This is a genomic window from Exiguobacterium sp. UBA3491, assembly GCF_002377745.1.
Classification (GTDB): Bacteria; Bacillota; Bacilli; order Exiguobacteriales; family Exiguobacteriaceae; genus Exiguobacterium_A.
In genome coordinates this window covers 281,683-301,309 of the sequence record NZ_DFQK01000012.1, presented here as the reverse complement: position 1 = coordinate 301,309, position 19,627 = coordinate 281,683, and the positions used below count along the sequence as shown (strand labels likewise).

At 47.7% G+C, this 19,627-nt stretch carries 23 protein-coding genes and 1 riboswitch; of the genes, 5 read left to right on the top strand and 18 right to left on the bottom strand.

Annotated features, from left to right (window positions below):
• Position 1: 1 nt before the first annotated feature.
• From thiS to B4F99_RS04585, 5 genes are all read right to left on the bottom strand, one after another.
• Complete coding sequence (thiS, locus tag B4F99_RS04605; RefSeq protein WP_056060674.1) at positions 2-202, bottom strand: sulfur carrier protein ThiS; 201 nt, start codon at positions 200-202, stop codon at positions 2-4.
• A complete protein-coding gene (locus B4F99_RS04600; protein ID WP_290755610.1) occupies positions 199-1,143 on the bottom strand; it encodes an FAD-dependent oxidoreductase in 945 nt (314 codons plus the stop codon). The genes thiS and B4F99_RS04600 overlap by 4 nt, the downstream gene beginning before the upstream one ends.
• Positions 1,140-1,730, bottom strand: a complete 591-nt coding sequence (locus B4F99_RS04595; RefSeq protein ID WP_290755608.1) for a thiamine phosphate synthase — start codon at positions 1,728-1,730, stop codon at positions 1,140-1,142. Before B4F99_RS04595 ends, B4F99_RS04600 begins: the two co-directional genes overlap by 4 nt.
• 85 nt (positions 1,731-1,815) lie before the next feature.
• Positions 1,816-1,918: riboswitch (TPP riboswitch) on the bottom strand.
• A 56-nt stretch (positions 1,919-1,974) separates the two neighbouring features.
• Entirely contained in the window at positions 1,975-3,204 is a 1,230-nt protein-coding gene (gene nagZ / locus B4F99_RS04590) for a beta-N-acetylhexosaminidase (RefSeq protein WP_290755606.1), read from the bottom strand.
• The gene (locus B4F99_RS04585; protein ID WP_023467853.1) at positions 3,201-3,626 is read right to left on the bottom strand and encodes an OsmC family protein; all 426 of its coding nucleotides are present in this window, start codon (positions 3,624-3,626) and stop codon (positions 3,201-3,203) included. Before B4F99_RS04585 ends, nagZ begins: the two co-directional genes overlap by 4 nt.
• 190 nt (positions 3,627-3,816) lie before the next feature.
• Between B4F99_RS04585 and B4F99_RS04580 the strand changes: the two genes are divergently transcribed.
• Positions 3,817-5,001 carry an MFS transporter gene (locus B4F99_RS04580; protein WP_290755604.1) on the top strand — a complete coding sequence of 395 codons (1,185 nt, stop codon included), beginning with the start codon at positions 3,817-3,819 and terminating at the stop codon, positions 4,999-5,001.
• Positions 5,002-5,127: 126 nt separating this feature from the next.
• Positions 5,128-5,616 carry a DoxX family membrane protein gene (locus tag B4F99_RS04575; RefSeq protein WP_290755602.1) on the top strand — a complete coding sequence of 163 codons (489 nt, stop codon included), beginning with the start codon at positions 5,128-5,130 and terminating at the stop codon, positions 5,614-5,616.
• A gap of 28 nt (positions 5,617-5,644) precedes the next feature.
• On the opposite strand, the gene B4F99_RS04570 is transcribed toward B4F99_RS04575, so the two are convergent.
• The 8 genes from B4F99_RS04570 to B4F99_RS04535 form a co-directional block, all read right to left on the bottom strand.
• Positions 5,645-5,938, bottom strand: a complete 294-nt coding sequence (locus B4F99_RS04570; protein ID WP_290755600.1) for a hypothetical protein — start codon at positions 5,936-5,938, stop codon at positions 5,645-5,647.
• Positions 5,939-6,017: 79 nt separating this feature from the next.
• On the bottom strand, positions 6,018-7,109 hold the full coding sequence (locus tag B4F99_RS04565) for a hypothetical protein (RefSeq protein WP_214855504.1): 1,092 nt from the start codon (positions 7,107-7,109) through the stop codon (positions 6,018-6,020).
• 10 nt (positions 7,110-7,119) lie between these two features.
• Complete coding sequence (locus B4F99_RS04560) at positions 7,120-7,935, bottom strand: hypothetical protein (protein ID WP_290755597.1); 816 nt, start codon at positions 7,933-7,935, stop codon at positions 7,120-7,122.
• Positions 7,932-8,609 carry an ABC transporter ATP-binding protein gene (locus B4F99_RS04555; RefSeq protein WP_035408568.1) on the bottom strand — a complete coding sequence of 226 codons (678 nt, stop codon included), beginning with the start codon at positions 8,607-8,609 and terminating at the stop codon, positions 7,932-7,934. The genes B4F99_RS04560 and B4F99_RS04555 overlap by 4 nt, the downstream gene beginning before the upstream one ends.
• A complete protein-coding gene (locus B4F99_RS04550; protein WP_290755595.1) occupies positions 8,602-8,982 on the bottom strand; it encodes a GntR family transcriptional regulator in 381 nt (126 codons plus the stop codon). Before B4F99_RS04550 ends, B4F99_RS04555 begins: the two co-directional genes overlap by 8 nt.
• A gap of 155 nt (positions 8,983-9,137) precedes the next feature.
• Positions 9,138-9,326, bottom strand: coding sequence for a hypothetical protein (locus tag B4F99_RS04545; protein ID WP_035408570.1), 189 nt, complete (start codon positions 9,324-9,326; stop codon positions 9,138-9,140).
• 13 nt (positions 9,327-9,339) lie between these two features.
• On the bottom strand, positions 9,340-10,215 hold the full coding sequence (locus B4F99_RS04540) for an SDR family oxidoreductase (protein WP_035408573.1): 876 nt from the start codon (positions 10,213-10,215) through the stop codon (positions 9,340-9,342).
• A gap of 87 nt (positions 10,216-10,302) precedes the next feature.
• Complete coding sequence (locus B4F99_RS04535; protein ID WP_214855495.1) at positions 10,303-10,764, bottom strand: NUDIX hydrolase; 462 nt, start codon at positions 10,762-10,764, stop codon at positions 10,303-10,305.
• A 371-nt stretch (positions 10,765-11,135) separates the two neighbouring features.
• On the opposite strand from B4F99_RS04535, the gene B4F99_RS04530 reads away from it, so the two are divergent.
• Positions 11,136-11,876, top strand: a complete 741-nt coding sequence (locus B4F99_RS04530) for a peptidoglycan DD-metalloendopeptidase family protein (RefSeq protein WP_290755592.1) — start codon at positions 11,136-11,138, stop codon at positions 11,874-11,876.
• Between the two features lie 256 nt (positions 11,877-12,132).
• The gene (locus B4F99_RS04525) at positions 12,133-13,077 is read left to right on the top strand and encodes a peptidoglycan DD-metalloendopeptidase family protein (protein ID WP_035408580.1); all 945 of its coding nucleotides are present in this window, start codon (positions 12,133-12,135) and stop codon (positions 13,075-13,077) included.
• A 42-nt stretch (positions 13,078-13,119) separates the two neighbouring features.
• Here the strand turns inward: B4F99_RS04525 and B4F99_RS04520 are convergent, their stop codons facing one another.
• Together B4F99_RS04520 and brnQ are read right to left on the bottom strand one after the other, a co-directional pair.
• Positions 13,120-14,229, bottom strand: a complete 1,110-nt coding sequence (locus B4F99_RS04520; RefSeq protein WP_214855490.1) for a glycerol dehydrogenase — start codon at positions 14,227-14,229, stop codon at positions 13,120-13,122.
• 154 nt (positions 14,230-14,383) lie between these two features.
• Entirely contained in the window at positions 14,384-15,724 is a 1,341-nt protein-coding gene (brnQ, locus tag B4F99_RS04515; RefSeq protein WP_290755590.1) for a branched-chain amino acid transport system II carrier protein, read from the bottom strand.
• 279 nt (positions 15,725-16,003) lie between these two features.
• Between brnQ and B4F99_RS04510 the strand changes: the two genes are divergently transcribed.
• On the top strand, positions 16,004-16,936 hold the full coding sequence (locus B4F99_RS04510) for a DUF2268 domain-containing protein (RefSeq protein WP_290755588.1): 933 nt from the start codon (positions 16,004-16,006) through the stop codon (positions 16,934-16,936).
• A 57-nt stretch (positions 16,937-16,993) separates the two neighbouring features.
• Here the strand turns inward: B4F99_RS04510 and B4F99_RS04505 are convergent, their stop codons facing one another.
• The 3 genes from B4F99_RS04505 to B4F99_RS04495 form a co-directional block, all read right to left on the bottom strand.
• The gene (locus tag B4F99_RS04505; RefSeq protein WP_290755586.1) at positions 16,994-18,184 is read right to left on the bottom strand and encodes an acetyl-CoA C-acetyltransferase; all 1,191 of its coding nucleotides are present in this window, start codon (positions 18,182-18,184) and stop codon (positions 16,994-16,996) included.
• A gap of 13 nt (positions 18,185-18,197) precedes the next feature.
• The gene (locus tag B4F99_RS04500; RefSeq protein WP_290755584.1) at positions 18,198-18,974 is read right to left on the bottom strand and encodes a 3-hydroxybutyrate dehydrogenase; all 777 of its coding nucleotides are present in this window, start codon (positions 18,972-18,974) and stop codon (positions 18,198-18,200) included.
• 5 nt (positions 18,975-18,979) lie between these two features.
• Positions 18,980-19,627 (bottom strand): 3-oxoacid CoA-transferase subunit B (locus B4F99_RS04495; protein ID WP_414651131.1); only part of this gene is annotated, 648 nt, incomplete at its 5' end.

Sequence of the window (19,627 nt, the reverse complement as noted above, 5' to 3'; positions counted from 1 at the left end):
TTTATCCTCCTCCTACGAAATGAACGATTTCGAATGTGTCATTGTTCCGAACGACCGTTTGATCGTAAGCTCCGCGGTCGATGATCTGTCGGTTCTGTTCGACGATGACGAGTTTTTCCCCTAAGCCAAGTTGCGTGAGCATATCCTCAATCGTCTCAATCTGTTCAATGGTGTGGTCGTTGCCGTTAATCGTAATATTCATCGGACTTCCTCCTTTAGGATCAACCGTAATGTGTTTGCCAAAACTTCCGCTGTCGCCGGTGCGAGTAATATGCCATGCCGATGATGCCCCGTCGCTATAAAGATCCGCCGGGATGAATCGGCGACTCCGATATATGGCAAGCCGGACTCTGTTTGTGGTCGTACGCCTGACCAGACTTCTTCGATGACAGCATTACGGATCGGTGGATAGAGACGCTCTGCTGCTTGAAGCAGTGACGTGACTCCTGCGACACTAACACCGATCGTCTCGTCGTGCGGTAGTTCGGTCGCACCGATCAATATCCGTCCGTCCGCTTTCGGTACGAGGTAGACGGCGTCATCAAACAGGATCGAGCGTAACGGCTGACCTGCGAGACGGACTGCCAGACACTCCCCTTTGACCCCATATGTCGCAATCGAAATGCCAGCTGTATCGAGCAAGGCTTGGGACCCGCGTCCGGCAGCCACCGTCACCGTTCGTCCCGTCCACGTTCCCGTGTTCGACTCAACCCTAATGAAATCATTACTCTCCTCGATTCGCGTGACGTCCACCTGTTCTTCGATTGGTACCCCACGATTTCGTAAGACATGCATCAATGCAGTCGTTAGTCGTCGCGGATCGATTTGACCGACCGATGGAAATAAGTATTCTTGCCCATTTTGTTTCAATAAAAATGGTTGTTCCCGGTAGCCACAATCGATCCCGGTCTCGCGCGTGAGGCGTCGCGCAAGTAACGGATACAGACGGCGACTTCGCGCGGCAAGCGTATGCAATTCTTCTCTCAGCTCGATGTCCGTCGCAAGCATTCCGGCAGCCGCCCGACTCGTCCCTTGTCCGCATGTTCCGCGATCAAGGATAAGAACGGATTCGTTCTGACAAGCGAGACTGTAAGCAAGCGTCAAACCGATGACTCCACCACCGATGATGATGTGATCCGTCATACCCGTACCCCCTGATAACGCTGAATGGCAGCATGCGGGTCCGCTTGACCGAGAATACCGGATAAGACGGCGATTCCGCTTGCACCGGTCGCTGCGATTTCAGGAATGCGATCAGGAGTGATCCCGCCGATTGCGATGACTGGTTTCGTCGTGAAGGTGACAACTTGCTTCAAGGCGTCGATCCCTCGCGGTGGCACGTTTGGTTTCGACGCTGTCGGATAAATATGACCGTACAGCAGTCGGTCGGCTCCTTCCGCTTCCGCTGCAAGTGCTTCTGCCAGAGAGTGGACGGATTTCCCGATGATGAGATCCGGAAAGTGTCGCCGAACATCGCGGACACATAAGGATCGTCGCGTCAACTGCACACCGATACCAGCGACATGGGCGACGTCGACCCGGTCATGAATGGTTAATTGATCAGACGAATACCCTTTCGCAAGGAGCGCGTCAATCAGTTCTAGCAATTCTGCTGCCGACAAATTCGATTCTCGCAGATGAAGCTGATCCGTATATGGTTGAAGCGATTGAAAGGTTTCCACTCCATCGCGTGGATTGATGGATCCCGTCGAAATCAGATGTAAACGCATCATGTTCTTCCTTTCCATACGAAAAAGGACCACTCCCGATGTTGAAGGGAGTGGTCCGAAAATGCGTTGAAGCGCTAAGGATATCTAAGGTTTCGAGCCACTTCCCTCCGCTAGTACGAACTAGATCAGGTTCAAAGGGTCCGGATACTTCCGTCTCAGTCTGCTGCGAGACTCCCCTAGTGTCTTTTCGTGTTTAATTGGCTTGCCCCATTAGTCTAGCATGAGTCGCTTTGCTTCGCTAGTCCTAGTTGAGCGCTTCCACTTGCTGAACAAGCTCCGATTTCGTCGGTCGCTGTTGCTCTTGGCTGTCGGCATACGTCTGCTTTAGCTTCAGGATGCGCATTACTTTAGCATCGAGCATCGCAGGCGTCAGCGTTTTGTCTTTAACGGCTTGCATCACTTCGGTGTGGACCTTCGGATAGGCACCTGCTTCCGAAAACATCGCCATATCTGCTCCATTGACAAGTGCCTGGCGTGCCGCTTCCGCAAGACCATATCGTTTCGTGATCGCCCCCATGACAAGGTCATCCGTGATGATGACACCCTTGAATCCGAGTTGTTGACGCAAGAGGTCAGTCAAGATCGGCTTCGAGAGCGAAGATGGATTTTGATCGTCATATGCGGGATAGAGAATATGGGCGACCATCACCATCTCGGCGCCCTCTTGAATCGCTTCTTGGAACGGTAACAGTTCCGTTCGCTTCAGTTCTTCCTTTGATGCTGTCACTCTCGGCAAACCGACATGGGAATCGAGACTCGTATTGCCGTGACCGGGAAAATGTTTGACGACCGGAATCGTTCCCGTCTCTTGCATCCCATGCATCAGGGCCGTACCGAGAGTCGCGACGGTCTTCGGATCAGCACTTAACGCACGGTCGCCGATGATTGGATTGTTCGGATTGCTATTGACGTCAAGGACCGGTGCGAAGTCCATGTTGAATCCATAAAATCGTGACAGGTGACCGAGCGTACGTCCGACATCTTCCATTTTTGCAGCATCTGCACCTTGCGCCATCCGTTGACTCGTCGGGAGACGTAATCGTTGATCCGGTACCCGGCTGACCCGTCCGCCCTCTTCATCAACCCCGACGAAAACATACGGTTTTTGGTTCGTTTCTTGAATGGCACGCGTGAACGTCAAGAGTTGATCTTCTGACGTAATATTCCCACCAAGCAGTAAGACCCCACCGATCGCATGCGTCTGCAACAATTTCCGGTCAGCTGCTGAAAGTTCCGTTCCGGCAACTCCGATATAGAGCAATTGATCAATCTTTTCTGACGTCGACATCGCTTCAAGTTGCTGCTTTAATCGTGCTTGTTGCTGTTCTTCCTTTGTCGGCTCAGGCTTTGATTTCTTCGCCTCCGTCGGTTGCTTCGTTGCTGGTTGTGATGGTTTCGTTGGTTTCGTTGGTTCCGTCGTCTCCTGCGCACACCCTGCAAGCAACAGGCAACCGATCAGTGCTACTTTCTTCACAAAGGATCCTCGCTCCGGACACCATTGATGGAATAATAGACGGAAATCTCTGCGTTCAAGGATTGCGAGACCGAACAATATTTATCTTTTGATAACGAGATGGCGCGACGGACCTTATCTTCCGGGAGATCACCTTCAAGCCGGTAATGAATCGAGATCGACGTAAAGCGCCGCGGATGATCCTCTGCCCGTTCCCCTTCGATATCCATTTCGAAATGAGTAATCGTCAAGCGCATCTTCTCTAAAATCGAGACGATATCGATTCCAGTACAGCCGGCAACGGCATGTAGCAGCAGTTCAGTCGGTCGTGGTGCTTGATTTTCGCCACCGTTCTCCGGTGCTGCATCCATCGCAAGATGATGCCCTGATTCCGTCTGTCCACTAAACCCCATCTGTTTGTTCCATGTCACTGTCGCTTGCATCGTTTCCACTCCTTTGTCAGTAGTCTTCTACTGTAGTATACGCAAAAAATAGCAAGCCTGGAAATTCACACGCTATTTCGAATAATGGTTCTTTTCCCGAATTCTCGCTTTGCGATACCCGACGAAATCGTTTCATGCTATCCTGTTACTCATAGTTTCGCGCGCAAGCGCCAGAATTGAGGAATCATCCATGTCACCTACTACTCGTTTAAGTCGACGCGATTGGCTGTTGATCGCCACGTTGTCTCTCCTGACGTTCGTTCTCGGAACAAGCGAATTCGTCATCGTCGGGATCCTCGCTGAAATCTCCTCAGCCCTTGATATCACGATCGCAACAGCCGGTACGCTCGTCTCGGCATTTGCCATCTCCTTTGCAATTGGTACACCGATTGTCATGTCGCTGACCGGTCACCTGGAACGGCGTCGCCTGATCCTACGTCTGTTACTCGCTTGGGTCTTACTGAACCTTGCCAGTAGTTTTGCTTCAAGTTACGAAGTATTGCTCGCAACCCGCATCCTGACTGCCATCCTGACCGGTGTCTTGATCTCGCTCGCAATGGTCGTCGCAAGCGATGGCGTACCTGTCGCGAAGCGCGGTGTCGCCGTTTCGTTCATTTTTGGTGGTTTTACACTCGCGAACGTCCTCGGTGTTCCGATCGGTACGTTCATCGGTCAACACGCTGGCTTCGCAGCCACGTTTTGGCTGACGACAGTCATGGGAATGATTGCGTTCCTCGCTGTGTGGAAGATCGTTCCCGTCCAGCAATCGACGGGCTCCGGTTCAATCAAGGAGCAGCTTGGATTGCTCGCTAATCCACGGATCCTGATTGCCTTCTTCATTCCGTCGTTCGGCTTCGGAGCAACTTACGTCGTCTACACGTACCTCGTGCCGATCCTGCAAACGGAACTCGGCATCGCGAAGACATGGATTAGTCCGATCCTGCTCGCTTATGGTGTCGTCTCGATCTTCAGTAACATCCTTGCCGGCAAGATTGCAAGCAAAAATCCGATGGGTCGCTTACGGTTCGTCTTCGTCGTGCAAGCAATCGTCCTTGCTGCATTATACTTCACGACAGTATCCCTTCCGCTTGGTCTGTTCAACATCGCCTTGATGTCGTTGATGTCGATTTTACTAACGACTTCGACACAGATCTACTTGATCGACCTTGCTGAAAAGTTCAATCCGGAAGCAAAAGGACTCGCCGCTTCCTTGATGCCGGTTGCGAGTAACGTCGGTATTGCTTTTGGTTCGGCACTCGGTGGCATCGTCTATGCGAACGGTCCGATGATGAACACGGCACTCGTCGGTGGACTGGTTGCGCTTGTCGCTGCTTTATTAACTGCAATCAGTCATCGTCTCGATCAGCGGTCATGAACGGCTACCTTATCCTTTTTTGTAACAGGTCGATGACGGTTCGATGACGTTATGATGATAGTCCCCATCTTACTGATGATTTTTCAGTATGATGGGGACTATGTTGTAGTAGAGGAGTGTCTGAAAGTGAAAGCATTACACATCATCGGCATCAGTTTATTGACGATCATCCGGCTCTGGCTCGGAATTCAGTGGTTCATCGCCGGAATCGGCAAGTACATCAATGGCTTTGATGCAAAACCGTTTCTTGAAGGGGCGCTAACGAAAGCGATAGGCGAAGACGCACTCGTCAGTTCGTGGTACGCGACGTGGATCGAGCAACTTGCCTTACCAAACGTCGGGCTGATCAACGTCTTGATTCCGTTCGCAGAACTCGTCATCGGGATCTTGTTGATCCTCAGTCTGTTGACGGTTCCTGCACTGGTCGTCGGAAGCATCATGAATCTCAATTACTTACTTGCTGGAACGATTGCGTTAAACCCGTTGTTCTTAGCAACCTCAATCGTCTTACTTGCTGCAGGCCGCTTTGCGTATCAAATCGATATCGATCACTGGATCATGCGCTGGTATCGTGCGTCGCAACAACCACATCCCCTCGACCGGATTCCGGTCTAACGCAAAAACTCTCCCAAACGCGGGAGAGTTATTTTTTTTGTTGCTCGAGAATCGTCTGCTGTGTCGGAACCCCGCCGACTGGGACTGTCCGCTCGAGGAACAGATAAGGTTTGCCATCGACTTCAAAGCGATGGTCACCGAGATAACGCGCTGAACGTCCATCCATTGCAAGCTTTTGTTCGATGGCTGCGACATGTTCGTCGAGTGAATAAAACCGATCGTCAAACGTCAGCGTGATGTTTTTCTTACGGTACCCCAGTAAGAAGCTGTAGTAGAACCAATACAGAGCACCTGCGAAGACAACAAAAATCAAGAATTGCATGTGAGTTCCCCCCTTGTATAGTCTTTATACGTTGGAAGAAAACGGGAGGTTTCAAGTGATTGAATGAAATTTCTATAACTTACTTCAATCGCATATCACTTAGTGATAACTTAATCTTTGGATTTTTATTCGTAATGTTTCCTTCATATTCAATATTTGCTGATGTCGGATTGAAAACCAATACTCTGTAATCATCATTTTTTAGCTGATAAGAAAAATAAATGCGTCCATTTTCCAAAATAGAGACCGGGAATCCACCTCCATCCGGGAATTTTTTACGATCAGGAAGTGGAACTTGATGTACTGTATATTTTTCCGACTCCATATCGAACGTATTCCAGCTTAACTGTGTCTCATCATTTTCATTTATCGTCACGATTAATTTGCCTTCATTTAAAATTCGAGTGTTAAAATCTTCTCCTTCCAGTTGTTTTAATCGTTTCGTCTTTTTTCCGTCTGTCATAAGCAGACGCTGCTGTTCAGTATCGGGGTTATTCTTAGGAAAATATGTTTGAGAAAAAAATAGTTGTCCTTTATAGAACGACTCAATGTATTCATTCTTCTTTAATTTGATTGGTAGTTGTTGTTTGCGTACGCGATTATTTTTTAAGTCAATGACATAAATAAAGCTTCTTATGGTCTGCTCATCCATCGAATAGCGCTCCACATAAAGTAGATCTTCTGTTCGTTGAAAGGGTGAGTAGGCGTACTTTTTATTATTAACTTCTGAGGGAGTGCTCAATTGTTTTGTAGTCAATTTTTTAGTTTTAAGATCCCAGTATTGCAACTCCCAACTACCGTCTTCTCGACCTTTTAATCCGTAAGTTACGGAATCTTGCATGAGAGTATACGTTTCCTCTTGCATGAACTGTTTAAATGACCGTGGTGCTTCATCATTTATATAAACACGGTCGAGATACATATTATTTAGATAAGATGATTTTGATTCAGAGACTTGTCCATCTTTAATCGAGACTGAGAAGTCTGTTGGTTGACGCACTACATCGATTAAGTTGATTTGTAGATTTTGAAGAGTGCTTTGCTTCGGGCTACCGCTCTTTGTTTCAACTACTAATTCAGGTTTTTCTAAATTTAAGACGTATCCTACATAAAAAGCTAGTGATACGACACTGATTAGTATAAAACCAATGAAATATTTATATGACCGCATATTATCCCCCTTAGACCGAGATTTTCCATTTCAGAAGTCGCAAACTTCTCCAACAAGCATAAATCATGTAGACAAAGACAAATCCGATGAATAAAGCGTCTTTTTCTGAACTTAGTAATAAATGTGTTTGATCCAAAAAATAAATACAGACGAACGCATACGATACAAAAATTGTCGTTTCAATCGCGACTCGAATCAATCCTTTTACTTTTCGATGTGACCGCTCCAACAAAACGAGCAAAAAGATTAAGCAGACAATCATTGTAGAAATAAGGATGATAAAAATCATATTAGTTAAATTCGTCGTATAAAATTCTTCCAATGAACTACTGAATATATTCGTATTAGAACTTTTTTGATACTCCGCTTGGATTGACCAATCAAATAAATAAGATCCAGCCTTAAGAAAACACCATTGCAAACCAATAAAGCTAATCATGACCAGAAATACAGCAGTTAATTTTGAAAAGAAAATGCTATATCTTCGCCCTGGAAGCATTAATAGTCGATAGATGTATTTTGTTTCCCCAAGCCAATCACGATACCAAATTTGAAATGCGTAAATCACAACGAATACAATTCCTATCAAAGTCATAAATACGAAAAAAGATGTCGTATCTGCATAATCTAGCTTTCCGATTTGTTGAAGTGCCTCTGATAATGTTGCACGATTATTTTCCATGAAATTCTTGATATTTTGCTCATGAAGCATCACTTGCGCAACGACCGACACCAGCTCAATTGCTACCATTGCAAGCACGACGATCATATAAAGCTTAAAACTCCGCTTAATCTCTTCATTCGTCAATTGTATGTATTGTTTCATCGCTGATAGACCTCCCGCATCCGGTCCTGAACCGACTTCCCGTACAGTTCTCGCATCTCTTCTGTCTCATGTTCATCGATGATTCGACCGTCCTGTAAGAAGACGACCCGGTCGATCAAATGCTCGATTTCCTGAATTTCGTGTGTCGTCATCAGGATACCGCGCCCTTCCATGAAGTGGCTTGAGAATAATCCTGCAATCTGTTCTTTCGTAAACAAATCAATTCCGGCGAACGGTTCGTCGAGTAATAAGTACGGACGATCGAGAGCAAATCCAAGAATTAAGCTGACCTTCGCCTGGTTTCCTTTTGATAAATCGGTAATCTTATCTGTTGAAAGTAGCTGGAAAATTCGCATCAATTCATTCGCAGTCTCCTGGTTCCAATCGGAATAATAATCCGCCATATATGTCAGCGCATCACCGACCGTCATGTAGCCGGGCATCGTCTGAATATCTGGAACGAAGGCGATCTTATTTCGGTTGATCTCGCCATCGACGAGAACCGTTCCTGCGTTGACTGGAACAAGACCTGCGATTGCCTTCAGGATCGTCGATTTCCCCTCACCGTTCAAACCGATCAGACATGTCAATTGATCCATTGGAACGGAAAACGAGACGCCTTGAAGGACTGGTTTTTTTCCGTACTTCTTTTGTAAGCCATGGACTTCAAGCATCGACCTTCCTCCGTTCCGTTTCCTGATAGACGGTCTCAACTTTCGAGACGACCTCATCAAGTGGAATTTGAATCGCCTTGACGGCATCGATGAATTCAGAGACTGCTTCTTCAAGCATCTCAGCACGTACTTTTTGGACGACTTGTGGATCGCGTGTAATCTTACTCGGGACATTCCGTTCTGTCGTAATCAATTGCTGCTCCTCCATCTCTTTGTATGCTTTTTGTGCGGTATTCGGATTGATTCCGAGCTGTGCGGCGATTTCGCGGCGGGACGGGATCTCTTGCCCGCTTTGCAATTCCTCGGTCGCGATTCGTTGTTTGAACCAACGGACGACCTGCAGGTACACCGGACTTCTTTGGTCGAACTGCATCGGTAGACCTCCCTTTCCTGTGCAATGTATTAAAACATTAATACACTTCTCTTCTGTATCATACTCATCATACAGTTTGTCTGTCAAGCTGGTTTGTCTTCTTCATCACAAAAAAGTCACCATCCGATTCTTGGATGGTGACTACGGTCAGCTTATTAATAGGGATTTGGATCTTCCTGCGGTGTATCGGGAATCTCAGTTGGTTCCGGGAACGTATCCGGTTCCGGTTGACGGACAGGATCTTCCTGTGGTGTATCTGGTACCTCGCTCGGTGGTGCTTGCGGAACTTCGTCCGGTTGATGATCCGGTTCACGTTCAGGCACTTCATTCGGATTTTTCTTCATCATGTTTTCCCCCTTAAGACGTGATGTAATCGCCGCCGTTGATATGAATCGTCTGACCCGTGATGTAACTCGAATCACGAGAAGCCAAATAGACATAAGCCGGTGCATTTTCTGACGGTTGTCCCCGACGCTTCATTAACGTGTCTTCCCCATGCGACTCGACTTTCTCCTTCGAGAACGTCGCTGGAATGAGAGGCGTCCAAATCGGTCCCGGTGCGACGGCATTAACGCGAATTCCTTTCTCGATCAAGCTTGAAGCAAGCGAGCGCGTCAATGTCGTAATAGCGCCTTTCGTCGCTGAGTAGTCGATCAGCGACGGTGCTCCACGATACGCTGTCACCGATGATGTATTGATGATTGCATCTTCTTTATGCAAATGTGGAAGCGCAGCCTGAATCAAATAGAACATCGAAAAGACATTCGTCTCGAATGTTTCCTTCAATTGATCTGGTGTGATCGCAAGGAAATCATCTTGCGGGAATTGTTTTCCGGCATTGTTAACGAGAATGTTCAATTGACCGAATTCTGCAATGACGGTATCGATGATCGCTTGCGCATTTTCCGGTTGACTGACATCTTTCGCGATTTTTAAGGCTTTGACCCCGTAGCCTTCAATCAACGATTTCGTCTTTTCTGCGTCTTTTCCCTCATTTAGGTATACGATTGCGACGTTTGCCCCTTCTTTCGCATAAGCGACAGCAACGGCTCGACCGATTCCACTGTCTCCACCTGTGATCAGTGCAACCTTTCCCGTCAGTTTTCCTGAACCGACATAATCCGGATCATCGTAGATCGGTTCCGGTTTCATGGCGTACTCGACACCGGGTTGTTGTTCCTGCGTCTGCCCTCGTGCTTCTTGATGCATCGCTTCGAACTGCTCTTCTCTCATGAACGATCAGCTCCCTTATCATTGTGGAATGAACTACCTGATTAACCATTCCCTTGCGATACATCTATAAACGTTTTTCTGAAAAAGTCAGATGTCATTCGTCAATAGCGTTGGAAATACATTGGTTTGAAGCATTTTTGATAATTCGCTTGGATACAATGTATATTGATCCAGTTTATCGAACGGAACGAACCGGTACGTCAATTCTTCACCTTCAGGACCGTAAAAGTCTTCCGTTGAAAGTGGTAGTGGTTCTCGACATGTTACTTCATAAAACATCCCCAGTTCATGAAACTGATGGTCTGCGTAATTAAAGAAATTTTCATGCAGGAAACGGAAGACCGGTGGCTCGATTGACTGTCCTAATTCTTCTAATAATTCACGTTCAATCGCTTTGGCACCACTTTCACCAAATTGTACCCGTCCTCCCGGTAATGACCAAAAATCATCTTCTCCTTGCCGATGAATCAAGAGATGTTCATCTTGAATCAACAGCGCCACTGCGCGAATGTTAAGCTTTTTTTGATTTACTGCAAACGTCAAATCCATCTCATTACCTACTCTCTTTTTATTAGACTCCNNGCCTCTCATTACCTTCTCTCTTTTTATTAGACTCCCATACTTTCTCATCATTTCCCACGATTGCGTTTTGTCATCAAATTCATCTCGTTGTAACACGGATTCATCTTGATTTTAAGGGATTCTGAGATTGAATATGTATTCAATATTACAACATTTGTTATTATAATATATTTAAGCAATCGAATTGAAATACAAACGTCTGACTTTTCAATGCTATACTCTCGTTAGTCAAATGACGACAGCATCATCTACTTCAATTCACCACACTTTACACCACACACATTCTATATACATGTCATTTCCGACAAGATTTCGATTTACATCAAGGAGGAACATTCATGAAAAGAACAATCACGACACTTGCAATGAGCGCGCTCGTTGTTTCAGGTTTTGCAGCTACGGGTACAGGTAAGGTTGACGCAGCTACGAAATCTACGTACAAAGTAAAAATCAAAGCAGACGGACTTCGCGTTCGTACTGGCCCATCTCTTAAATACCGGATCGTCGACGGCGTCAATTCGGGACAGACTTTCAAATACTTGGGGCATCGCGGAAACTGGACAAAAATTCTTCATAAAGGACATAAGCGTTACGTCTACTCAGGTTATGTGAAAAAATATCGCGTTTCTGGTCATACAGCGAAGAAAGCCTCATTCTCGACTTCATCAAATGGCTTCTCGCGTCCGACAAGCGGTCCAGTAACACAAGGTTATGGAAAAACGAGCGGCATCTTCGGCTACACATTCCATAACGGCGTCGACTTTGGTGCACCAATCGGAACGCCCGTTCGTGCAGCAGCGGCAGGTAAAGTTGTCACATCGTCTTACCAAGGAGCATATGGAAACCATGTCATGGTCAAACATAAAGTGCACGGTATTTCGTACACAACGGTATACGCTCACTTAAGCAAACGCTCTGTCTTCGTCGGTCAAACGATCCCGAAAGGCGCAACGATCGGTGCAGTCGGCAGTACAGGAAACTCGACAGGTGCTCATCTTCACTTCGAAATCCATCGCGGTAACTATGTCTATAGCGGTACTTCTGCAGCAAACAGCGTCAATCCACTCGCCTTTTTATAAGCATTTAAGGTACCTCAACCGGGGTACCTTTCTTATTTTTAATGGACATTTCATCATATCCAATTTCATCCAATCTTGTCAAAGGAATTTATGGATAAATGGAAAACAAACAAAATTAATGTCTTTAAATATAATTTATTGAAATAATATCGAAATGTGAATGTAACATTTAAACATTTTCGTAAATGTTATACTCATCTATGAAATTTACATAACGGTTTAGTCACACAAATTACATATTCAGGAGGAATGAATCATGCATGGTTTTTGGAAAGGTGTTTCAGCGACAGCCATCGCTGTGGCAAGTTTTGCTTCGTTTGCCATCCCACGTGCGGATGCAGCAACGACGTTCTATAAGGTGAAAGTCATGGAGGACGGTTTGCGTGCTCGAACGGGTCCTTCGACATCATACGGTACGATCACGAGCTTTGAAAAAGGTGATACATATAAGTATCTCGGACGGACAGGCAACTGGACGAAAATTCTGTACGGTTCAAAAAAAGTCTATGTTTCTTCTACATATGTTAAAAAATATTCAGTAACACGTATCTATAAGATTAAAGTCAATGTCGACAACCTTCGTGTTCGTAGCAGCAGTTCGACGAGCAGTACAGTCGTCGGAAGTGTTGATAAGGGCGAAACGTTCCGCTACCTCGGTCGTACAGGCGATTGGATCAAGTTCTTATACGGTGGAGATAAACGATTCGTCCATGCGGACTATGTCTCGAAATACGCTGTCTTGACACTGACGAATAGCAGTGGCGCATCAAAAGCGTCAACGTCGACATCAAAGAACTTCGCGACGCCAACGAGCGGTCCGATCACGCAAGGTTATGGACCTTCTAGTGGTGCTTATGGTTACACATTCCATAACGGTATCGATTATGGTGCAGCAAAAGGTACTCCGGTCTATGCGACAGCTAGCGGTAAGGTCATTACGTCTCAGCTCAAAGGCGCGTACGGCAACTATGTCATGGTTTCACATACGATCAACGGATCGCCGTTCATCAGTCTGTATGCACATATGAACAGCCGCTCGGTCTCGGTCGGTCAAACCGTCACGCAAGGTCAAAAGATCGGAACAGTTGGCGAGACAGGTAACGCTTTCGGAACACATTTACATTTTGAACTCCATAAAGGATCGTACGTCTACAGCGCAACTTCTGCTGGTAGCAGTGTCAATCCACTCGATTATCTGTAAAATGACAATAACCCTCGCCGTCTCGGCAAGGGTTATTTTTTCTTATTGTTTTCGCTTTGCTTGATACGCTTTTGAATAGCGATCGGCAGCGATGATCGCATCAGCGACTTCGTCCGCCGTGACGTTGAATCCGCTGTGGATCGTCTCACCTTCAGCGGTCGCTGCCTCTCCGACTTTGACGATATCTTCACGTGACGCATCCTTTAGCTTGACGTCCTCGAGTGTCACCGGTAAACCAAGATCCGTGTAAAGCGCGATATAGCGCTCGATTTCTTCTTGTGGATGTTCTTCGAGCGCCAACTGGACAAGTGTACCAAAGGCGACCTTTTCTCCATGCGTCAGGTGGTGAATCTCACCGTCAAGTGCCGTAAAGCCATTATGAATCGCATGCGCCGCTGCTAGTCCCCCACTTTCAAAGCCGAGCCCACTTAACAGGGTATTCGCTTCGACGACGGCTTCGAGTGCTGGTGTGACGACTTGTGCCTGAACGGATTCGTACGCCAGACGCCCGTGCTCGAACAAGACTTCCTCACAACGTTTGGCAATCGCTTGTGCCGCAATTGTCGGTCGTCCTCCCGCCATCGTCTGTCCACCAAAGGCGACGACACTTCGAACTTCGACCCATGTCGCGAGAGCATCGGCAATTCCGGACGCGAAGAAACGCGCTGGCGCTTGGGCAATCAGTTTTGTATCGACGAGAACAAGATCGGGATTCTTCTTATAGAAACGATAGCTTTCGAAAATCCCTTCGTCGGAATAGATGACGGACAGAGCACTCGTCGGTGCATCGGTCGAAGCAAGGGTCGGTACGATGACGACGGACACGTTCAGCTCATCCGAGACGGCTTTTGCTGTGTCGAGCGTCTTTCCACCCCCAACTCCCATGACGAAACGAACATCCGCTGCTTTTGCTTGCTCAGCGATTCGTTTTACTTCATGCCGTGAGGCTTCACCACTAAAGTCTGCCTTCTCGATGCTGACGTTTTCGCCGGACAGCGACTGCTCGACACGTTCCTTTACGATTTTCCAGACGACATCGTCCGCAATGACGAGCGCTTTTTCACCGAACGGGCTCACATATGTACCGAGCCGGTCAATGACATCCTTTCCTTGGACATACTTCGAGGGACTAATGAAGACACGTTCTGACATGTTTCAACATCCTTTCTGTAAGGGACACGATGGTCAATGATATACAGTAGAGGAATTGCCGTTTCCGCTTATGCTTAAACCCACAATCGAGTGAACAAAAAAAGCGGACTTTGATCATACGATCAAAAATCCGCTTTCCTTTATACATGACAACTTAAGCCACACGTGACGATGATTGTGTCTGTGCTGTTTTCTTACCAACGATTGCCCCGATCACCCCACCGATGATGGCTGGAACGACCCATCCGAGACTGACGGAAGTAAACGGTAATACCGCGTCGAACACTTTCGTGACGGCTGAGACGTTAATCCCTGCTGTCTTTAATCCATCAAACAAGCTGACAACGAATGTCATCCACAGCGCCCCTTGATAAACGGCTGGCTTCCCTTTAAAGAGTGGATGCACGAACGTTAAGAAGATCAGACAGATCGCGAGTGGATAAAGCGTCATCAAGACTGGTTTTGAGACGGCAAGCAATTGATTCAGACCGATGTTCGCGACGAGTGCGCTGAAGACTGATAGACCAATCGTCCATTTGACGTACGAGATTTTTGGCACGAGTGCCGAGAAAAACGCGGCACACGCCGTGATCAAGCCGACACTCGTCGTCATACAAGCGACTGTGATCATCAGACCAAGCAAAATCGCCCCATACTCACCGAAGTAATGATCCGACACAGCCGACAAGATCTCTGCTCCGTTCGCCAGTTGTCCGATTTCCGAGACACTCGAAGCACCCATGAAGGCAAGCGCCGAGTATGTGATTGCAAGCAAGGCTGCGGCAATCAACGAGGCTTTCGTACAAATCAGTAGCAACTGCCGCTTCGAAGTGACACCTTTTTCCTTGATCGCTGCGATGATGATGATACCGAAGACGAAGGCACCGAGCGCATCGAGTGTCATATATCCTTCTTGGAAACCGTTAAAGAAGGCATTCGTCTGATATGTCTTCAAAGGATTCTGAAAACTTCCGATTGGATGCAAGACGGCAACGACAATCAACAGACCGATGAACGTGATTTTAATCGGAGTCAGTACCTTCCCGACGACATCGACGATCTTTGTTGGGTTTAAGGACAATAGACAAGCAATCGTGTAAAACAAAATCGTGAAGATCAGTAACGGCAAATGGCTCGTCGATTCACTGAAGAACGGCTTGATTCCGATCTCATACGAGACCGTTCCGGCACGTGGAATCGCGAAGAATGGTCCGATCGCAAGATAGAGGATGACCGAGAACCCGATTCCGAAAGCAGGATGAACACGTGACGCCATCGCTTGTAGATCGCGTTCCCCTGAAAACGCGAATGCAAGAATCGCAAGCAACGGTAGACCGACACCGGTGACAAGGAATCCGGCATTGGCAACCCAGACATGCTCCCCTGCGAGCTGTCCGAGCATCGGCGGAAAGATGAGATTTCCTGCCCCGAAGAACAAGGCGAAGAGCATCATGCCGATGACGATGATAAATGATGTTGGAACAGTTTTAGACATAATAAACCCCCACTGATGATTTCCGACTTCATCCGCTCCCTAAGCAGATAAAGTACTTCGTTCGAAAGAATACCATACGTTTGAGACCTCGTGCTAGGAGTTTATCCGGAGAATATTCTGAAAATTACGCAGAAAGTTTGGCGGAACTTCGGTCTATGGATTTTGTTACTGCTGTGCGTCGAAGCATGAAACCGGATTCATAAGTTCATTTGACGTAGTAGGAAAATGATATTCTTTAGAGAAAGTAAATATATGGATAATTAAACAGGAGGTATTTTCATGAAATCGATTTATCTTCTTAGCGCCACCCTTTTACTTGCCAGTTGTTCTCCCGCTGCCGAAAAACCAAAGACGTATAACATTACGTTTACGCATGAGAAACAAAAGATTCAAATCGTTCCTTTGTATAAGGCGTATGACGATTACATTCAAGCGGTTTCGAAACATCCAAAGGACAATGAGGAACTATTTAAAAAATATGTATTGGGAGCTAAAAATAAGATCATCAAAAAAGAACAGCTTCAAGCTAATTTTGATTCTTCACTTCTAGAGCATCCATCTGAGAACATCGAAGACTTAAGACAGATGAATACATATCTAAAAAAGCATCATCAGCGCATCATGAAACAGATCAAGTCCAGTCTCCTGACTTCGATGAAACAACTTCCACGGGATGAGAAGCTCGTCGTCTTCGTCTCCCCGACGACACCAAATACTCACGATGGTGCCAAACGTTATGGTGGTGTCAGCGGTGTCGCTCAAGGAAACAATTCGATGACTCTGTTCTTCTTGAAGGATTTTTCGGAAACATCATTACGCAATACGACAGCGCATGAGTACCATCATACTATTGCTCTCAATGAACCAAGCCGCACGACGGTGCTTGATCATATCATCTTTGAAGGGGAGGCAGAATTTTTTGCCCACAAGCTCTATCCAATGGAGTCATCGGAATCAATCATCCCATTGTTAAATCACACCTTAGAGCATGTGATTTCGGAGCTGAATGCGGAGCGATTGACGACGGATGATTTGATCCTTGGAAATTATAAAAAAGATATTCCAGCGTCCGTCCAATACAGACTCGGCTATATGATTGTCTCCGACTTCGTGAAACAACATCCCGAGGTCTCCTTGAAGGAGTGGTCACGGATGTCATCTGTGCAAATTCTTGAAAAAAGCAGTTACAAAGACATTTTAACGATTCGCTAAAAACAATAAAGCACGAGACAACGGGAGCAAACATCTCCTTTGTCTCATGCTTTATTGTTAACCTTCGTATTTTTTGACGATCGTCGCTACCCCTTGACCGCCCCCGACGCATAACGTCGCAAGACCATGCGTCTCACCCGTTCGCTCGAGTTCATGGATCAACGTAACGAGAATCCGCGCCCCACTCGCACCGATTGGATGACCGAGCGCGATTGCACCGCCGTTGCGGTTGAGCTTCTCATGCGGGAACTGTAGCTCCGCATCGACCGCGAGAGATTGTGCCGCGAATGCTTCGTTCGCTTCGATGACATCGATCTCCTCAAGCGTCAGTCTCGCTTTATCGAGTGCCTTTTGGACCGCTTGGACGGGACCGATTCCCATGATGCTCGGATCGACACCGGACGTTCCATTCGCGACGATCTCAACGAGTGGTGTCACGCTGAGTTCTTGTGCCTTTGACGCGGACATGATGACGAGTGCCGCAGCCCCGTCATTGATGCCAGATGCATTGCCTGCCGTGACCGTTCCGTCCTTCTTGAATGCCGGTCGCAAACGACTGAGTGTTTCGACAGATGTTCCGGCACGCGGAAACTCATCTTGATCAAAACGGATCGGGTCGCCTTTTCGTTGTGGAATTAACACTGGCGTGATTTCCGAGACGAACCGTTCTTCCGCCAATGCCGTCTGCGCTTTTTGCTGACTCGTCGCAGCGAACTGATCCTGCGCTTCGCGGGAAAGTTCGTAGGCGTCTGCCAAATTTTCTGCCGTGATTCCCATGTGATAGTCATTAAACGCACACTCAAGTCCATCCTGGATGATCGTATCGACGAGCGGTTGGTCCCCCATCTTCAGGCCAGACCGTGCGCCCGATAGGACATACGGCGCTTGGCTCATGTTCTCCATCCCACCGGCAACGATGACATCGGCTTCGCCCGACTTGATCGCCTGATACGCGAGATGGACGGCTGAGAGACCGGATCCGCAGACCTTGTTGACGGTCATCGCGGGACATGTCTCCGGTAATCCGGCAGCGAGTGCCGCTTGCCGTGCTGGATTTTGACCAAGTCCTGCTGAGAGGACGTTACCGAAAAAGACTTCGTCGACGTGATTCCCAGCGACACCTGCTTTTTCGAGTGCTGCGCGGATGACTGTCGCACCGAGTTCCGTTGCTTTGACGTCCTTCAAACTTCCATTGAAATTCCCGATCGCCGTGCGCGTCGCACTGACGATGACGACTGCTTCACTCATCTGCTCCATCTCCTTATTGAATCGTATATCCTCCATCGAGTACGTTCGCTTGTCCCGTGATGCCTTTTGCTTTGCGGCTCGCGAGGAACAATGCATAATCCGCGATTTCCTCGACGGCGAGCAACCGTTTTTGTGGAACGAGCGGATAGATGACTTCCTCGAGTACCTTCTCAAGCTCGACGTGACGGGTCTTCGCTAAGTCTTCCATCTGATTGCGGACGAGTGGTGTATCGACGTACCCCGGGCAAATCGCGTTGACGGTGATTCCGTGTTCCGCTCCTTCAAGGGCTGCGACCTTCGTTAGACCAAGCAACCCATGTTTCGCCGAGTTATACGCCGCCTTCCCAGCAAAGCCTATTAATCCATTGATCGATGCCATGTTGAGAATCCGTCCGTAACCTTGTTCCTTCATGATTGGAAAGGCATGTTTGATAGCGATGAACGGCGCCGTCAACATGATCTTGATCATCAATTCGAACTTCTCTGTCGGAAACGCTTCAATTGGTGAGACGTGTTGAAGACCCGCGTTATTGATTAAGACGTCAAGTCGACCAAACTGTTCGACCGTCTGCTTCAAGACGGCTTCGACCTGTGCTTCATCGGTGACGTTGAGCGTCATCCCGACCGCTTCATGACCAGCTCCGCGAATAGCTGCCGCAGCTTCCTCTGCTGCTTCCGCGCGGACGTCCGTTACGATGACCTTCGCTCCTGCCGCAGCGAAAGCCTTTGAGATTTCTAAACCGATTCCGCTTCCTGCACCTGTGACGAGTACGATATCTCCTTGAACCATCTGCTTCACTCCCCTACCGTCACGCGCTCGAGTTCCGGACTGACCGTGAATCGTGCTTCCGTGACTTGTTTGACATCTTCGACCGTTTGACCATTCAGCGTCTCGATCAAGACCATCCCGTCCGGCGTGAAATCAAAGACGGCCCGGTCCGTGATCAGACGATTGACGACGGCGCGTCCTGTCAACGGCAAGGTACACGCCTGTTTGACTTTCGATTCGCCGTGTTTGTTGACATGCTCCATGATGATGACGACGCGTTTCGCTCCATTGACGAGGTCCATCGCTCCGCCCATGCCTTTGACCATCTTGCCCGGAATCATCCAATTCGCGAGGTCACCGTTCTGATCGACTTCCATCCCGCCGAGGATTGCGAGGTCGATGTGCCCGCCGCGAATCATCGCGAACGATTCGGCACTGTCGAAGTAAGATGCTCCGGATTGTGCCGTGACCGTTTCTTTGCCGGCATTGATCTCGTCCGCATCAACTTCATGATCAAGTGGATAGGGGCCGATGCCAAGCAGTCCGTTTTCGGATTGCAGCATGACATGCACATCGTCCGGAATCGCATTGGCGATCAATGTCGGAATCCCGATCCCGAGATTGACGTACATCCCGTCTTCGATTTCCTGAAGTGCGCGTTCAATGATGATTTT

Bases quoted from the DNA above. Each gene is read 5' to 3' on its own strand.
- thiS (WP_056060674.1), bottom strand. From the start codon at position 202: ATGAATATTACGATTAACGGCAACGACCACACCATTGAACAGATTGAG.
- B4F99_RS04600 (WP_290755610.1), bottom strand. From the start codon at position 1,143: ATGACGGATCACATCATCATCGGTGGTGGAGTCATCGGTTTGACGCTT.
- B4F99_RS04595 (WP_290755608.1), bottom strand. From the start codon at position 1,730: ATGCGTTTACATCTGATTTCGACGGGATCCATCAATCCACGCGATGGA.
- B4F99_RS04585 (WP_023467853.1), bottom strand. From the start codon at position 3,626: ATGCAAGCGACAGTGACATGGAACAAACAGATGGGGTTTAGTGGACAG.
- B4F99_RS04580 (WP_290755604.1), top strand. From the start codon at position 3,817: ATGTCACCTACTACTCGTTTAAGTCGACGCGATTGGCTGTTGATCGCC.
- B4F99_RS04570 (WP_290755600.1), bottom strand. From the start codon at position 5,938: ATGCAATTCTTGATTTTTGTTGTCTTCGCAGGTGCTCTGTATTGGTTC.
- B4F99_RS04565 (WP_214855504.1), bottom strand. From the start codon at position 7,109: ATGCGGTCATATAAATATTTCATTGGTTTTATACTAATCAGTGTCGTA.
- B4F99_RS04560 (WP_290755597.1), bottom strand. From the start codon at position 7,935: ATGAAACAATACATACAATTGACGAATGAAGAGATTAAGCGGAGTTTT.
- B4F99_RS04555 (WP_035408568.1), bottom strand. From the start codon at position 8,609: ATGCTTGAAGTCCATGGCTTACAAAAGAAGTACGGAAAAAAACCAGTC.
- B4F99_RS04550 (WP_290755595.1), bottom strand. From the start codon at position 8,982: ATGCAGTTCGACCAAAGAAGTCCGGTGTACCTGCAGGTCGTCCGTTGG.
- B4F99_RS04545 (WP_035408570.1), bottom strand. From the start codon at position 9,326: ATGAAGAAAAATCCGAATGAAGTGCCTGAACGTGAACCGGATCATCAA.
- B4F99_RS04540 (WP_035408573.1), bottom strand. From the start codon at position 10,215: ATGAGAGAAGAGCAGTTCGAAGCGATGCATCAAGAAGCACGAGGGCAG.
- B4F99_RS04535 (WP_214855495.1), bottom strand. From the start codon at position 10,764: ATGGATTTGACGTTTGCAGTAAATCAAAAAAAGCTTAACATTCGCGCA.
- B4F99_RS04530 (WP_290755592.1), top strand. From the start codon at position 11,136: ATGAAAAGAACAATCACGACACTTGCAATGAGCGCGCTCGTTGTTTCA.
- B4F99_RS04525 (WP_035408580.1), top strand. From the start codon at position 12,133: ATGCATGGTTTTTGGAAAGGTGTTTCAGCGACAGCCATCGCTGTGGCA.
- B4F99_RS04520 (WP_214855490.1), bottom strand. From the start codon at position 14,229: ATGTCAGAACGTGTCTTCATTAGTCCCTCGAAGTATGTCCAAGGAAAG.
- brnQ (WP_290755590.1), bottom strand. From the start codon at position 15,724: ATGTCTAAAACTGTTCCAACATCATTTATCATCGTCATCGGCATGATG.
- B4F99_RS04510 (WP_290755588.1), top strand. From the start codon at position 16,004: ATGAAATCGATTTATCTTCTTAGCGCCACCCTTTTACTTGCCAGTTGT.
- B4F99_RS04505 (WP_290755586.1), bottom strand. From the start codon at position 18,184: ATGAGTGAAGCAGTCGTCATCGTCAGTGCGACGCGCACGGCGATCGGG.
- B4F99_RS04500 (WP_290755584.1), bottom strand. From the start codon at position 18,974: ATGGTTCAAGGAGATATCGTACTCGTCACAGGTGCAGGAAGCGGAATC.